This window comes from Variovorax sp. 10N412 (assembly GCF_056394985.1).
The window spans coordinates 197,810-209,501 of the sequence record NZ_JBFTIO010000009.1 but is presented as its reverse complement, the minus strand read 5'-3'; the positions used below and the strand labels follow the sequence as shown (position 1 = coordinate 209,501).

The window sequence follows — 11,692 nt, the reverse complement described above, 5'->3', positions numbered from 1 at the left end:
AGCTTGATCCACATGCCGATGAGCGGCAGGTTCAGGATGATCAGCATCGCGTTGCCGATCCACATCGAGGCGATCAGGCCCCAGAACAGCTCGGGGTTGCTGGTCATCACCTGCGGGCCGGGCTGGATGTTGTGGATCGTCATGGCRCCCACCATCAGCGCCATCACCGCATTGGGCGGAATGCCCAGCGTCAGCAGCGGGATGAAGGAGGTCTGCGCACCGGCGTTGTTCGCCGATTCAGGTGCCGCCACGCCGCGGATGTTGCCCTTGCCGAAGGGCACTTCGCCCGGCTTCAGCTTGGTCTTCTTCTCGATCGTGTAGGCCGCGAAAGCCGCCAGCAGCGCACCGCCGCCCGGCAGGATGCCCAAGGCCGAACCGAGGGCCGTGCCGCGCAGCACCGCGGGGATCATGCGCTTGAAGTCTTCCTTGGTCGGGAACAGGCCCGAAACCTTGGCCGTGAACACTTCGCGCTCGTCGTCGGGGCGCGAGAGGTTGGCAATGATTTCGCCGTAGCCGAACACGCCCATGGCGATGGCCACGAAGCCGATGCCGTCGGTGAGTTCCGGAATGTCGAAGCTGTAGCGCGCGACACCCGAGTTCACGTCGGTACCGACCAGGCCCATCAGCAGGCCCAGCACGATCATCGCGATGGCCTTGAGCAGCGAGCCCGAAGCCAGCACCACGGCGCCGATCAGGCCCAGGATCATCAGCGAGAAGTACTCGGCAGGGCCGAACTTGAAGGCCAGCTCGGTCAGCGGCGGGGCGAACGCAGCCAGGATCAGCGTGCCCACGCAACCCGCGAAGAACGAGCCCAGCCCGGCCGCAGCAAGTGCAGGACCGGCACGGCCCTTGCGCGCCATCTGGTAGCCGTCGATCACGGTCACCACCGACGATGACTCGCCCGGCAGGTTGACCAGGATGGCGGTGGTGGAGCCGCCGTACTGGGCGCCGTAATAGATGCCGGCCAGCATGATCAGCGCCGACACGGGCGGCAGCGCGTACGTGGCGGGCAGCAGCATCGCGATGGTGGCGACCGGACCGATGCCCGGGAGCACGCCGATCAGCGTGCCCAGAATGCAGCCGACCAGGCAGTACAGCAGGTTGGTGAAGGTAAAGGCAACGCCAAAACCCATCGAGAGGTGTTCAAACAATTCCATGATGTGAGTCGCTTGTTTCTCAGCCGGTGATGAAGGTCGGCCAGACCTGGATCTGGAGCTTGAGCGCCCAGATGAATGCAACGTAGCTGCCCACCGCCAGAACGGTGGCCAGGACCAGCACCTTCTTCAGGTCGAACTCGTTGCCTGCAAGGCTGGCGATGATCACCAGCGCGTAGATGGCGATGATCATTCCCATGGCCGGCACGCCCAGGCTCGGCAGGCCGCCGAGCAGAACGCCGAACGCCAGGTTGGCACCCAGGATGAACACGACCTGCTTCCAGGCCCATTTGCCGATCTTTTCGCCGTCGGTGGTTTCAACGGTCAGGCCGGTGAACATGATCCCCAGGCCGATGACGGCCATCAGGATGCCGAGCATCAACGGGAAATAACCCGGGCCCATTCGGGCACCCGAGCCCACCGTGTAGGTGGTGGCGCCCCATGCGAACGCCACACCGACCACGGTGAACATCAGACCCGAAAAAAAGTCTTTCTGACTCTTGATCTTCACGAACAGTCTCCTCGAACAATTTCGATGCGGGATTGTCGAGTCAGCTACCGGTCAGGCTGATGTGGATTCCACTAACCAAAGGCCTAGGGATAACCCGAAAGAACACAGTGGCCCCGTGAAGGGCGGCCGATATGGAAACAAGAGGACTCTATTCGAGGGGCGGCGTGGCGCTCAGCACTTCCTCGATGGTGGTCACGCCCTCGGCCACGCGCAGCGCACCGGCCAGCCGCAGCGGGCGCATGCCGTCGATCACGGCCTGCCTGCGCAGGCCCGACAGGTTGGGCTCCTTGGTCACCTGGGCCTTGAACGCCTCGCTGATGCTCAGCAGCTCGTACAGCCCCATGCGCCCCATGTAGCCGGTCATGCGGCAATCGACGCAGCCCACCGGCTTGTAGGCGCGCACAGAGCCCGTGATCTGCCAGGGCTTGACGATGGTCTCCAGCTTCTCGCGGGTGATGGTGTCGTCGGGCTGCTTGCAGTGCGGGCACAGCGTGCGCACCAGCCGCTGGGCCAGCACGCCGAGCATCACGGCGTTGATGAGGTACGAAGGCACGCCCAGCTCCATCATCCGCGTGATGGCGCTCGGCGCGTCGTTGGTGTGCAGCGTGCTGAACACCAGGTGGCCGGTGAGCGCGGCCTGCACCGCCATCTCGGCGGTGGCGAGGTCGCGGATTTCGCCGACCATGATGATGTCCGGGTCCTGCCGCATCAGCGCGCGCAGGCCCTCGGTGAAACCGAAGTCCAGCTGCGGCTGCACCTGCGTCTGGTTGAACGCGGGCTCGATCATTTCGATCGGGTCTTCCACCGTGCTCACGTTGACCTCTTCGGTCGCCACGCGCTTCAGCGTGGAATACAGCGTGGTGGTCTTGCCCGATCCGGTGGGCCCCGTCACCAGGATGATCCCGTTGGGCCGCGTGACCAGCTGTTCCCAGCGCTGCGCATCGTGCTGCGCGAAGCCCAGCGCGTCGAGGTCCTTCACCGCCGTGTCGGGGTCGAAGATGCGCATCACCATCTTCTCGCCGAAGGCGGTGGGCAGGGTCGACAGGCGCATTTCGACTTCGTCGCCGCGCATGTTGCGGGTCTTGATGCGGCCGTCCAGCGGGCGGCGCTTTTCGACCACGTCCATGCGGCCCAGCAGCTTGATGCGCGCCACCATCGCGTTCATCACGCCCATGGGCATCTGGTAGGCCGGATGCAGGATGCCGTCGATGCGAAAGCGGACCACGCCCTGCTCACGGCGCGGCTCCAGGTGAATGTCGCTCGCGCGCTGGTCGAAGGCGTACTGCCACAGCCAGTCGACGACCTGCACCACGCTCTGGTCGTTGGCGTCGAGCAGCTTGTTGCTCTTGCCCAGTTCCACCAGTTGCTCGAAGCTCGCGCCGCCGGTGTTGCCGCCGGCCTTCTGCGCCGCGCGAACCGACTTCGCGAGCGCGAAGAACTCGGCCGTGTAACGCTGGATGTCGGCCGGGTTGGCCACCACGCGGCGCACCGCCCGCTTCGCCTGTCGCTCCACCTCGGATATCCAGTCGGTGAGGAAGGGCTCGGCCGTCGCCACCACCACCTCGTGGGCCAGCACCTGCACCGGCAGCACCTTGTGGCGCTCTGCATAGCCCGCGCTCATGGTCTCGGCCACCTTGCCCACGTCGACCTTCAACGGGTCGATGCGCAGGTAGGCCAGCCCCGCGCGGCCGGCGAGCCATTGCGTGAGCATTTCGATGTCGAGCGGCTTGTTGTCGCTCTCGCGCGTCATGGCCACATTGGCAAGACGCACCAGCGGGGCCTGGCGGCTTTCGGCCTGCGCGCAGCGCGCGATGGTGCGCTTGGCCTCCATCGGCGAAATGACGCCGTCGGTGGCCAGCCATTCGATCATGCGGCGCAGGTCGAGCGGGCCTTCATGGCGCGGCGTGGCGGATGTGGAAACGGAAGCAGCAGGAACAGCGCTCATGAACCGGAAAGAATTAAGAAAAGCTGGGCTCGGCCACTGCAGCGACAGCGGGATTCGCGCGCAGTCGGGCGAGGCCCAGTGAGTCTGGATGGTTTGCACGCACTCGGCAAGCCCGCCGGGTGCCATTCGACACGCTTTGCCTCTGCAACCGGATCGGCCGTGACGCGCCCGCCACACGCGGCAAGTTGTGCCTTCTCACAGACGACAAGCCTCAGCACCTGTGCGACAGGTGGCACGGCGGTTGTGCCCTCTGCAGGGATACTCACCGGCCCGCTGGCGCATGGGCCTGGAGAGGTTTACAACGAAAGCTGCAATGGCTTGAACACGCGCAGCCATTTGGGCGCGGGCAGGTTCCAGCGCGTCTGGATGGTCTGCGCGCGCTCGACCAGCAGGTCTCGCTTGGGGCGGGTGGCGGTGCGCTGCGCCAGCACCACGGTGTTGCCCTCTCGCGTGGGCTTGAAAGCCCACACCGCATTGGCGCCGAAGGCGGCGGCAATCTTCTCCAGGCTGCGCTCGTAGCTCGACGAGCGGCCGAACAGGTTGACCGTCATGCAGCCGTCCTCGGTGAGCAGCGCGCGGCAGTCGGCATAGAAGTCTTCGCTGTCGAGCACGGGCGCGGCGGCCTCGTGGTCGTACAGGTCGACCTGCAGTGCATCGACCGACTGGTGCCACTCGGGCTTGCGGATCTCGGCGGCCGCGTCGGCGATCACCACGCGCAGCTTCGGGTCGTCGGCCGGCAGCTTGAACCAGCCGCGGCAGGCCGACACCACCTGCGGGTTGAGTTCGACGGCGGTGGTGCGCATGCGCAGGATCTTTCGGCTGAACTTGGTGAGCGTGGCCGCGCCCAGGCCGAGCTGCATGGCGTGGCGGCTGGCCACGGTCTTGCCGTCGGCGAACAGCAGCCAGGCCATCATGCGCTGCACGTACTCGAGTTCGATCTCGAAGGGCGCGTCGATCTTCATCGAGCCCTGGACCCATTCGGTGCCCAGGTGCAGGTAGCGGATGTCGCCCCAGTCGGAGAAATTGACTTCGGGAAGGACGAGGGGTTGGGCGGGAGTTTTGCTCGAAGCCATCAGACGAGGTTATGGGCGGCGAAGACCTCGCGCCAGGCCGCGAGCTTGCGCTCGAAGCTCCACGACGCGTTGGCGGGGCTGGTGGATGGCAGCGGATGAACCGGCACGCCCAGGGTGCGCGTGTGGCGCGCGTGCTTGAAGCTTTCGCCGCCGTTGTGCGCAATGGCGGCCAGCCGGGGCAGGTGCAGCCCGGCGATGTCGTTCACCACGGGCGAGCGGATGGCCGAGTCGAGGCTGCCCTCGCGCTCGCAGGCGCCGTACACGTCCCACACGCCCAGGCCGCGATCGAGCAGCCACTGGCAGCGCTGGCGATAGCCGTCGGCGGCCGAAGGCAGGGGAATGTCGGGCCACACGGCTTGCAGGATCTTCCAGAACTGGTTTTGGGGGTGTGCATAGTACTGCTGCCGCTCGAGCGACTTCACACCGGGGAAGCTGCCCAGCACGAGGACGGCAGTGTTCGACGAGACGATGGGTGCCAGGCCCGTGAGCACGGCGGCCGGTGCCGGGGATGCGGCGGATGGGTTCATGGACGGCATCGTGCCACTGTCGCGGCCATGAAAAAACCCGCCGAGGCGGGTTCCTTCGAGACGGGCGAAACGCCTTACTTCTTGGCAGCTTCGTTCTCGGCCGTGCCGGGGATCTTCTCGCCGATGGCGGCGCCGGTGCTGCGCATGCCGTTGGCAGCCTTGTGGCCGGTGTTTTCGACTGCGTCGCCGGTCTTCTCGGCCACATTCTTGGTGGCGGTGGTGGCCTTCTTGGTGGTGCGCTTGGTGGCGTTCCAGGCCTTCTTGCTGCCGTTTTCGGTGGCATTGGCGGCCTTCTTGGTGGTGCGCTTGGTCGCGTCCCAGGCCTTTTCGGCGCCGTTTTCGGTGGCGTTCACGGCCTTCTTGGTCGTGCGCTTGGTGGCATCGACGGCATTGCTGCCGGCTTCCTTCACCTTTTCGCCGGTGGTTGGCTCGGCCGTGGCCGGGGTTGCCGCGGTGGCGGGAGCGGTGGTCTGCGCCACGGCAGACACGCCGATGGAGGCGAGCGCCAGCGCGAGGACGACGGGCATGGTGCGAATGAAAGACGTGGTCATGTAAAGGCTCCTGTTTGGATGAAGTTTTTGAAGTGACTGACTTGCCACTGGTCTAAGCAACGAACTTCTGAACCTCAAGGATGACAGCAAATCCGCAGCATCTGCACACACGTGCGCAGGTCGGGACGTTGGCCTACGCGCGGTGCGGCGGGCGTTCCGACAGCGGTGTGAGATTTTTCAGACGTGGCAGCGTGTCGAGCGCATTCCGGGTCGTGGCTTCGGCCAGTTCCTCGGTGCCGATTCCACGCAGGCCGGCCACCACGCCGGCGATGCGCGGCAGCTCTCCGGGGTCGTTGCGGCCCTGCGGTTCGCCAGCGTCGCGCTGGGCTTGGGTGCGGTAGAGCCAGTGCGGCTGGATATCGGGCGCGTCGGTCTCCATCACGATCGATTCGAGGGGCAAGGTGGTGGCCAGCCGGCGCAGCTGCAGCGCGCGCTCGAAGGTCACCGCGCCGCCGAAGCCCAGTTTCAGGCCCAGCGCGATGCAGGCCCGGGCCTGCTGCTCGCTGCCGTTGAAGGCATGGGCGATGCCCTGCCACGGCTGGCCGCCCGATGTCTGCCGCAGGTGCTTGAGCACCTTGTCGACCGAGCGGCGTACATGGATGAGCACGGGTAACCCGTGCTTGCGTGCCAGTTGCAACTGAGTGTGAAAGAAGCGCTCCTGCTTCGGGCCGTCCAGGCCTTCCACGAAGTAGTCGAGCCCGATTTCGCCGACCGCCACCAGGCGCGGGTCGCCGCGGTGCGCGGTGAGTTCGGCGTCGAGCGTGGCGAGGTCTTCGTCCTTGGCCTCTGCGGTGCACAGCGGATGAATGCCCAGCGCATAGGCGTCGCCCTGGGCGTGGGCCAGCGCGCGCACGGTCGTGAAATTGAAGACGGCCACGGCAGGAATGACGCACATCGCCACGCCCCTTTCGGCAGCGCGGGCGCGGATTTCAGGCATTTGCGCACCGAACTCGGGCGCGTCCAGATGGCAATGGGTATCGACGAAGGTAGCCATCGGGCGATGATGCCCGAAGGGATGCACGGCCGCGGAAAGCGTGCTACCGTGAACTCCTTCACGCGATATTTTTTGCCGGAGGTGCTCCGATGCGCAGGCCTGCTTTCTACAGCCGTTCGCCACGCACGCCGCCACCGGCCGCAGAGGCGGCCGATAGCGCGCAGGCGTCAGCATCGCCTGTCGACACCGGCGCAGCGGGTTCGGCCAGTGCCGCCCCCGTCGTTCAGGCCGCGACGGCGAAGAAGACAGGCTGGCAACCCGGACGCCGCAGCTTCGCACTGCTGGTCGTGCTGTCGGCCGCACTGGTCGGCGGTGCCATCTGGGCTCCCCGCCCTGGCGCCAAGGCCCTCACCCAGAAAGACATCGACGCGGCCGTGCTGCGCACGCTGCAGACCAACACCCTGCCCTCGCCCGCGTCCAAGGCGGCGGACATCATCCGGCCTTCCGTGGTGCGCGTGGTGAGCTACGGCGAAGAAAAGAACACCCCCGAAGCCAAGACCCAGAAGCGCGGCCGCAACCTGGCCAAGGGCAAGGCGCCCGAAGCGCCCAACGACGGTGGGCCGACCGGCGAGGTCGAGCGCGGCGTGGGCACGGGCGTGGTGATCGTCGACAAGGGTGTGATCCTCACCAACCTGCACGTGGTCGCGGGCGCCGACAAGATCAAGGTCACCTTCTTCGACGGCCTGGAGGCCGTTGCCACCATCACCGGCGTGCAGCCCGAGAACGACCTGGCGGTGCTGCAGGCGCAGAAGGTGCCCGACGACCTCATTCCCGCCACCATGCGCTCGACCGCCGACCTGCGCCCCGGCGACCAGGTGGCGGCCGTGGGCTTTCCGTTCGGCATCGGGCCGTCGGTGTCGGCCGGCGTGGTGTCGGGCTTGAAGCGCTCGTTCCGCTCGCCCGAGGGCAAGCAGGAGCTGGGCAACCTGATCCAGTTCGACGCGGCCGCCAACCCCGGCAATTCGGGCGGCCCGCTCATCAACATGGACGGCGAGGTGCTGGGCATCGTCACCGCCATCCTCAACCCGACGCAGCAGCGCACCTTCATCGGCATCGGCTTCGCGGTGCCCATAGAGAACGCGGCCTCCGCCGCCGGGTCGCCGCCGTTCTGATTCTTCGTTCCGTCTACGAAACTCCACGAAAGCCTTTCGCATGAGCACAGAGACTTCCAACGCCACCGCCGCCGGAACCGCCGAACTGATGGAGCAGATCCTCTACGAGGTCAAGCGTGTGGTCGTGGGCCAGGACCGCTTCCTGGAACGCGTGATGGTCGCCATGCTCGCGGGCGGGCACCTGCTGGTCGAAGGCGTGCCGGGGCTGGCGAAGACCCTCACCATCAAGACGCTGGCCGACACCGTGCGCGGCCACTTCAAGCGCATCCAGTTCACGCCCGACCTGGTGCCCGCCGACCTGGTCGGCACGCGCATCTACAACCAGAAGACGGGCGAGTTCAGCACCTCGCTGGGCCCGGTGTTCGCCAACCTGCTGCTGGCCGACGAAATCAACCGCGCGCCGGCCAAGGTGCAGAGCGCGCTGCTCGAGGTGATGCAGGAGCGCCAGGTCACCATTGCCGGTGAAACGCACAAGGTGCCGCGCCCCTTCCTGGTCATGGCCACGCAGAACCCCATCGAGACCGAAGGCACCTACCCGCTGCCCGAGGCGCAGGTCGACCGCTTCATGATGAAGGTGCTGGTCGACTACCCGACCGACGAAGAAGAGTTCGTGATCGTGCAGCGCGTGATCGGCCCGCCGGTCGAGGCCACGGCGGTCGCCACCACCGAACAGCTCGCGGCGCTGCAGGCCGAGACGCGGCGCGTGTACGTGGACCCTTCGCTGATCCAGTACGCCGTGAAGCTGGTGTCGGCCACCCGCACGCCCGAGAAGCACGGCCTGAAGGACCTGCGCCGCTTCATCACGTTCGGGGCCAGCCCGCGCGCCAGCATCAGCCTGACCGAAGGCGCGCGTGCCCTGGCCATGCTGCGCGGGCGCAGCTATGCGCTGCCCGAGGACATGACCGCGCTGGTGCCCGACGTGCTGCGCCACCGCGTGACGCTTTCCTACGAAGGCCTGTCCGAAGGCCTGACGCCCGACAGCCTGATCGAGAAGATCATGCGTGCCGTCCCTGCTCCTCCCAAACCCCTGGAACATGAAAAGCTGGTGGCCTGAAATGAGCACACCCCCAGTCTTCGCGCACTTCGTGTCGCTACGCCTTCCCCCTTGCAGGGGGCAACACCTGCGGTCCGGCAAAGCCGGTTCCGCGGTGTGCCCTGAATCGCATGAAAAGCTGGTGGCGTAAGGCCCCTGCGGCCGCGAACGACGAACGGCTGGCTGCCGAAGCGGTGGTGGCCGGCGGCGCCGAGCGCGCGCTGCGCCGGCTCGAGTGGACCGTGATCCGCCGGCTCGACGGCCTGCTGCAGGGCGACTACCGCACGCTGATGCGTGGCGCCGGCCTCGACCTGGCCGACCTGCGCGAATACCAGCACCACGACGACGTGCGCCACATCGACTGGAACGTCACGGCGCGGCTGCAGACGCCTTACGTGCGCGTGTTCACCGAAGACCGCGAGATGGCCGCCTGGTTCGTGCTCGACCTGAGCCGCTCGGTCGACTTCGGCTCGGGCCTGAAGGCCAAGCGCGAGATTTCCGCCGGCTTCGTCGGCGTGCTGGCGCGGCTGCTCACGCGGCACGGCAACCGGGTCGGTGCGCTGGTGTACGGCAACGACCTCGAAGCGGTGATTCCGCCGCGCAGCGGACGCCGCCACGTGCTGCACCTGCTGCATTCCATGGAACGGCGCGCCGACCAGGCCCACGCGGTGCCCGCGCAAAAAGGCATGACGCGGCTGGACGACCTGCTCAAGTCCGCCGCCAACCTCATGCCGCGGCGCTCCACCGTGTTCGTGGTGTCCGACTTCCTGAGCGAGCCCGGCTGGGAAAAGCCGCTGGGGCAGCTGGTGCAGCGCCACGAGGTGATCGCCGTGCGCCTGTTCGACCCGCTCGAACTCGAGTTGCCCGACCTCGGCCTCGTGCCGCTGAGCGACGCCGAGACCGGCGAGCAGCTCTGGGTCGACACCCACGACAGCGGCTTTCGCAAGCGCTTCGCTCGCCTGGCAGCCGAGCGCGAAAGCACCCTGCGTGCCGCGCTGGCCAAGGCCGGCGTCGATGCGCTCGAGCTGTCGACCAGCGACGACCTGGTCGAGGCCATCATTCGTTTTGCCGATCTGCGCAAGCGCCGCACGCGCATCGGCTCCGCAGGCGCGAAGGCGGTGGCAGCATGAACTTTCTCTGGCCTCAATTCCTCTGGCTGCTGGCGGCGTTGCCGCTGCTGGTGCTGCTGTACCTCTGGCTGATTCGCCGCAAGAAGAAGATGGCGGTGCGCTACGCCAGCCTGTCGATCGTGCGCGAGGCCATGGGCCCCGGGCAGAGCCTGCGGCGCCACCTGCCGCCGCTGCTGTTCCTGCTGGCCATGGCCGCGATGCTGATCGCCGCGTCACGGCCCATGGCGGTGGTGGTGCTGCCGTCGAACCAGCAGACCATCATCCTGGCGATGGACGTGTCCGGCAGCATGCGCGCGGCCGACGTGCTGCCCAACCGGCTGGTGGCGGCGCAGGAGGCGGCCAAGAGCTTCATCAAGGACCTGCCGCGCAGCGTGAAGGTGGGCATCGTCGCCTTCGCGGGCAGCGCGCAGGTGGCGCAGTTGCCCACCACCAACCACGAAGACCTGGTGACAGCCATCGACAGCTTCCAGCTGCAGCGCGCCACCGCCACGGGGAACGCCATCGTGGTGTCGCTGGCCACGCTGTTCCCGGACGCGGGCCTCGACGTGGAGCAGTTCAACGCACCGAGCCGCCAGCGCGGCGCGGCCATCGACCAGTCGGAGAAAAAGCTCAAGGACTTCACGCCCGTGGCGCCCGGCTCGTTCACCTCGGCCGCGATCATCATGCTGACCGACGGCCAGCGCACCACCGGCGTCGATCCGCTCGACGCCGCCAAGGCCGCGGCCGACCGCGGCGTGCGCATCTACACGGTGGGCGTGGGCACCGTCGATGGCGAGACCATCGGCTTCGAAGGCTGGTCGATGCGCGTGCGGCTCGACGAGGACACGCTCAAGGCCATCGCCAACAAGACGAATGCCGAGTACTTCTACGCAGGCACCGCCAGCGACCTGAAGAAGGTCTACAACACGCTGAGCTCCAAGCTCACCGTGGAGAAGAAGGAAACGGAAATCTCGGCGCTGTTCGCGCTCGGCGCGGCGGTGCTCACGCTGCTGTCGGCGGGGCTGTCGCTGCTGTGGTTCAACCGCATCCTCTAGGCGCCTTCTAGGCCTTGGGCGCGGCTTGCAGGCCGGCGAGCACCTCGCGCAGGATTTCTTCCGACAGGGCCTCGTCGTCCACGGCGCGGGCCAGCACCACGCCGCCGTACATCGACGCCAGCATGCGGATCGCGTCGCCCCGTGCGTTCTTCTTCGCGCGCCACGGAAAGTTCCTGGTGAAGCGGTCGATGACCGACTGGAGATAGGTCGTCAGCGGCACGCTGATGCCCCCGCTGCTCTCGGTTCCCGACTGCGCCGCGAACGCCGCCACCAGGCAGCCATCGGCACGACCATCGCGGTGGTCGGGGCTCAGGTAGTCCCGCACATAGGCGCGCATGCCTTCGGGCGTTTCGCCGGCCGCATCGAGATCGGCCAGCGCGGCGCTCCCGGAGTGGGCGATGCACTCGGCCATGAGCGCTTCTTTCGAATCGAAGTGGTTGTAGAAGGGCCCGTGCGTGAGGCCCGTGGCTTTCATGATTTCGCTCACGCTCACGCCGTCGAAGCCGCGTTTCTTGAACAGGCGCGAGGCCTCGGCAAGGATCTTCTGGTGCTTTTCGGCGGTTTCCGCTGCGGGGTATCGCATGTGACCTCTTTCCGTTCCTGGGTACTTCGGTGGCTGGCTTGACGC

12 protein-coding genes are annotated in these 11,692 nt (G+C 66.9%); 4 read left to right on the top strand and 8 right to left on the bottom strand.

All coding sequences use genetic code 11. From position 1 onward, the window contains the following. The 7 genes from AC1DJH_RS21740 to AC1DJH_RS21710 form a co-directional block, all read right to left on the bottom strand. A partial coding sequence (locus AC1DJH_RS21740) for a tripartite tricarboxylate transporter permease (protein ID WP_478187120.1) occupies nucleotides 1-1,157 on the bottom strand: 1,157 nt, incomplete at its 3' end. 19 nt (nucleotides 1,158-1,176) lie between these two features. Then, complete coding sequence (locus AC1DJH_RS21735; protein ID WP_435482903.1) at nucleotides 1,177-1,665, bottom strand: tripartite tricarboxylate transporter TctB family protein; 489 nt, start codon at nucleotides 1,663-1,665, stop codon at nucleotides 1,177-1,179. A gap of 148 nt (nucleotides 1,666-1,813) precedes the next feature. Beyond that, complete coding sequence (gene tfpB, locus AC1DJH_RS21730; protein ID WP_478187119.1) at nucleotides 1,814-3,610, bottom strand: type IV pilus assembly ATPase TfpB; 1,797 nt, start codon at nucleotides 3,608-3,610, stop codon at nucleotides 1,814-1,816. Nucleotides 3,611-3,906: 296 nt separating this feature from the next. Continuing rightward, nucleotides 3,907-4,683: a class I SAM-dependent methyltransferase gene (locus AC1DJH_RS21725; protein ID WP_478187118.1), complete on the bottom strand. Its 777-nt coding sequence runs from the start codon at nucleotides 4,681-4,683 to the stop codon at nucleotides 3,907-3,909. Beyond that, nucleotides 4,683-5,210, bottom strand: a complete 528-nt coding sequence (locus AC1DJH_RS21720; RefSeq protein WP_478187117.1) for a DNA-deoxyinosine glycosylase — start codon at nucleotides 5,208-5,210, stop codon at nucleotides 4,683-4,685. The genes AC1DJH_RS21725 and AC1DJH_RS21720 overlap by 1 nt, the downstream gene beginning before the upstream one ends. A gap of 74 nt (nucleotides 5,211-5,284) precedes the next feature. Further along, nucleotides 5,285-5,761, bottom strand: coding sequence for a hypothetical protein (locus AC1DJH_RS21715; protein ID WP_472116904.1), 477 nt, complete (start codon nucleotides 5,759-5,761; stop codon nucleotides 5,285-5,287). 133 nt (nucleotides 5,762-5,894) lie between these two features. Continuing rightward, nucleotides 5,895-6,755 carry a TatD family hydrolase gene (locus AC1DJH_RS21710; protein WP_478187116.1) on the bottom strand — a complete coding sequence of 287 codons (861 nt, stop codon included), beginning with the start codon at nucleotides 6,753-6,755 and terminating at the stop codon, nucleotides 5,895-5,897. An 89-nt stretch (nucleotides 6,756-6,844) separates the two neighbouring features. On the opposite strand from AC1DJH_RS21710, the gene AC1DJH_RS21705 reads away from it, so the two are divergent. The 4 genes from AC1DJH_RS21705 (at nucleotide 6,845) to AC1DJH_RS21690 (ending at nucleotide 11,064) form a co-directional block, all read left to right on the top strand. After that, the gene (locus AC1DJH_RS21705; protein ID WP_478187115.1) at nucleotides 6,845-7,867 is read left to right on the top strand and encodes a S1C family serine protease; all 1,023 of its coding nucleotides are present in this window, start codon (nucleotides 6,845-6,847) and stop codon (nucleotides 7,865-7,867) included. Between the two features lie 40 nt (nucleotides 7,868-7,907). Continuing rightward, nucleotides 7,908-8,921, top strand: coding sequence for an AAA family ATPase (locus AC1DJH_RS21700; RefSeq protein WP_472116913.1), 1,014 nt, complete (start codon nucleotides 7,908-7,910; stop codon nucleotides 8,919-8,921). Between the two features lie 110 nt (nucleotides 8,922-9,031). Beyond that, nucleotides 9,032-10,030: a DUF58 domain-containing protein gene (locus tag AC1DJH_RS21695; RefSeq protein WP_478187114.1), complete on the top strand. Its 999-nt coding sequence runs from the start codon at nucleotides 9,032-9,034 to the stop codon at nucleotides 10,028-10,030. Further along, on the top strand, nucleotides 10,027-11,064 hold the full coding sequence (locus AC1DJH_RS21690) for a VWA domain-containing protein (RefSeq protein WP_435440603.1): 1,038 nt from the start codon (nucleotides 10,027-10,029) through the stop codon (nucleotides 11,062-11,064). Before AC1DJH_RS21695 ends, AC1DJH_RS21690 begins: the two co-directional genes overlap by 4 nt. Before the next feature lie 7 nt (nucleotides 11,065-11,071). Here AC1DJH_RS21690 and AC1DJH_RS21685 read toward each other — a convergent pair whose 3' ends face one another. Then, a complete protein-coding gene (locus tag AC1DJH_RS21685; protein ID WP_478187113.1) occupies nucleotides 11,072-11,647 on the bottom strand; it encodes a TetR/AcrR family transcriptional regulator in 576 nt (191 codons plus the stop codon). Nucleotides 11,648-11,692 lie beyond the last annotated feature (45 nt).

Bases quoted from the DNA above. Each gene is read 5' to 3' on its own strand.
- AC1DJH_RS21690 (WP_435440603.1), top strand. From the start codon at position 10,027: ATGAACTTTCTCTGGCCTCAATTCCTCTGGCTGCTGGCGGCGTTGCCG.
- AC1DJH_RS21710 (WP_478187116.1), bottom strand. From the start codon at position 6,755: ATGGCTACCTTCGTCGATACCCATTGCCATCTGGACGCGCCCGAGTTC.
- AC1DJH_RS21705 (WP_478187115.1), top strand. From the start codon at position 6,845: ATGCGCAGGCCTGCTTTCTACAGCCGTTCGCCACGCACGCCGCCACCG.
- tfpB (WP_478187119.1), bottom strand. From the start codon at position 3,610: ATGAGCGCTGTTCCTGCTGCTTCCGTTTCCACATCCGCCACGCCGCGC.
- AC1DJH_RS21715 (WP_472116904.1), bottom strand. From the start codon at position 5,761: ATGACCACGTCTTTCATTCGCACCATGCCCGTCGTCCTCGCGCTGGCG.
- AC1DJH_RS21700 (WP_472116913.1), top strand. From the start codon at position 7,908: ATGAGCACAGAGACTTCCAACGCCACCGCCGCCGGAACCGCCGAACTG.
- AC1DJH_RS21725 (WP_478187118.1), bottom strand. From the start codon at position 4,683: ATGGCTTCGAGCAAAACTCCCGCCCAACCCCTCGTCCTTCCCGAAGTC.
- AC1DJH_RS21685 (WP_478187113.1), bottom strand. From the start codon at position 11,647: ATGCGATACCCCGCAGCGGAAACCGCCGAAAAGCACCAGAAGATCCTT.
- AC1DJH_RS21720 (WP_478187117.1), bottom strand. From the start codon at position 5,210: ATGAACCCATCCGCCGCATCCCCGGCACCGGCCGCCGTGCTCACGGGC.
- AC1DJH_RS21695 (WP_478187114.1), top strand. From the start codon at position 9,032: ATGAAAAGCTGGTGGCGTAAGGCCCCTGCGGCCGCGAACGACGAACGG.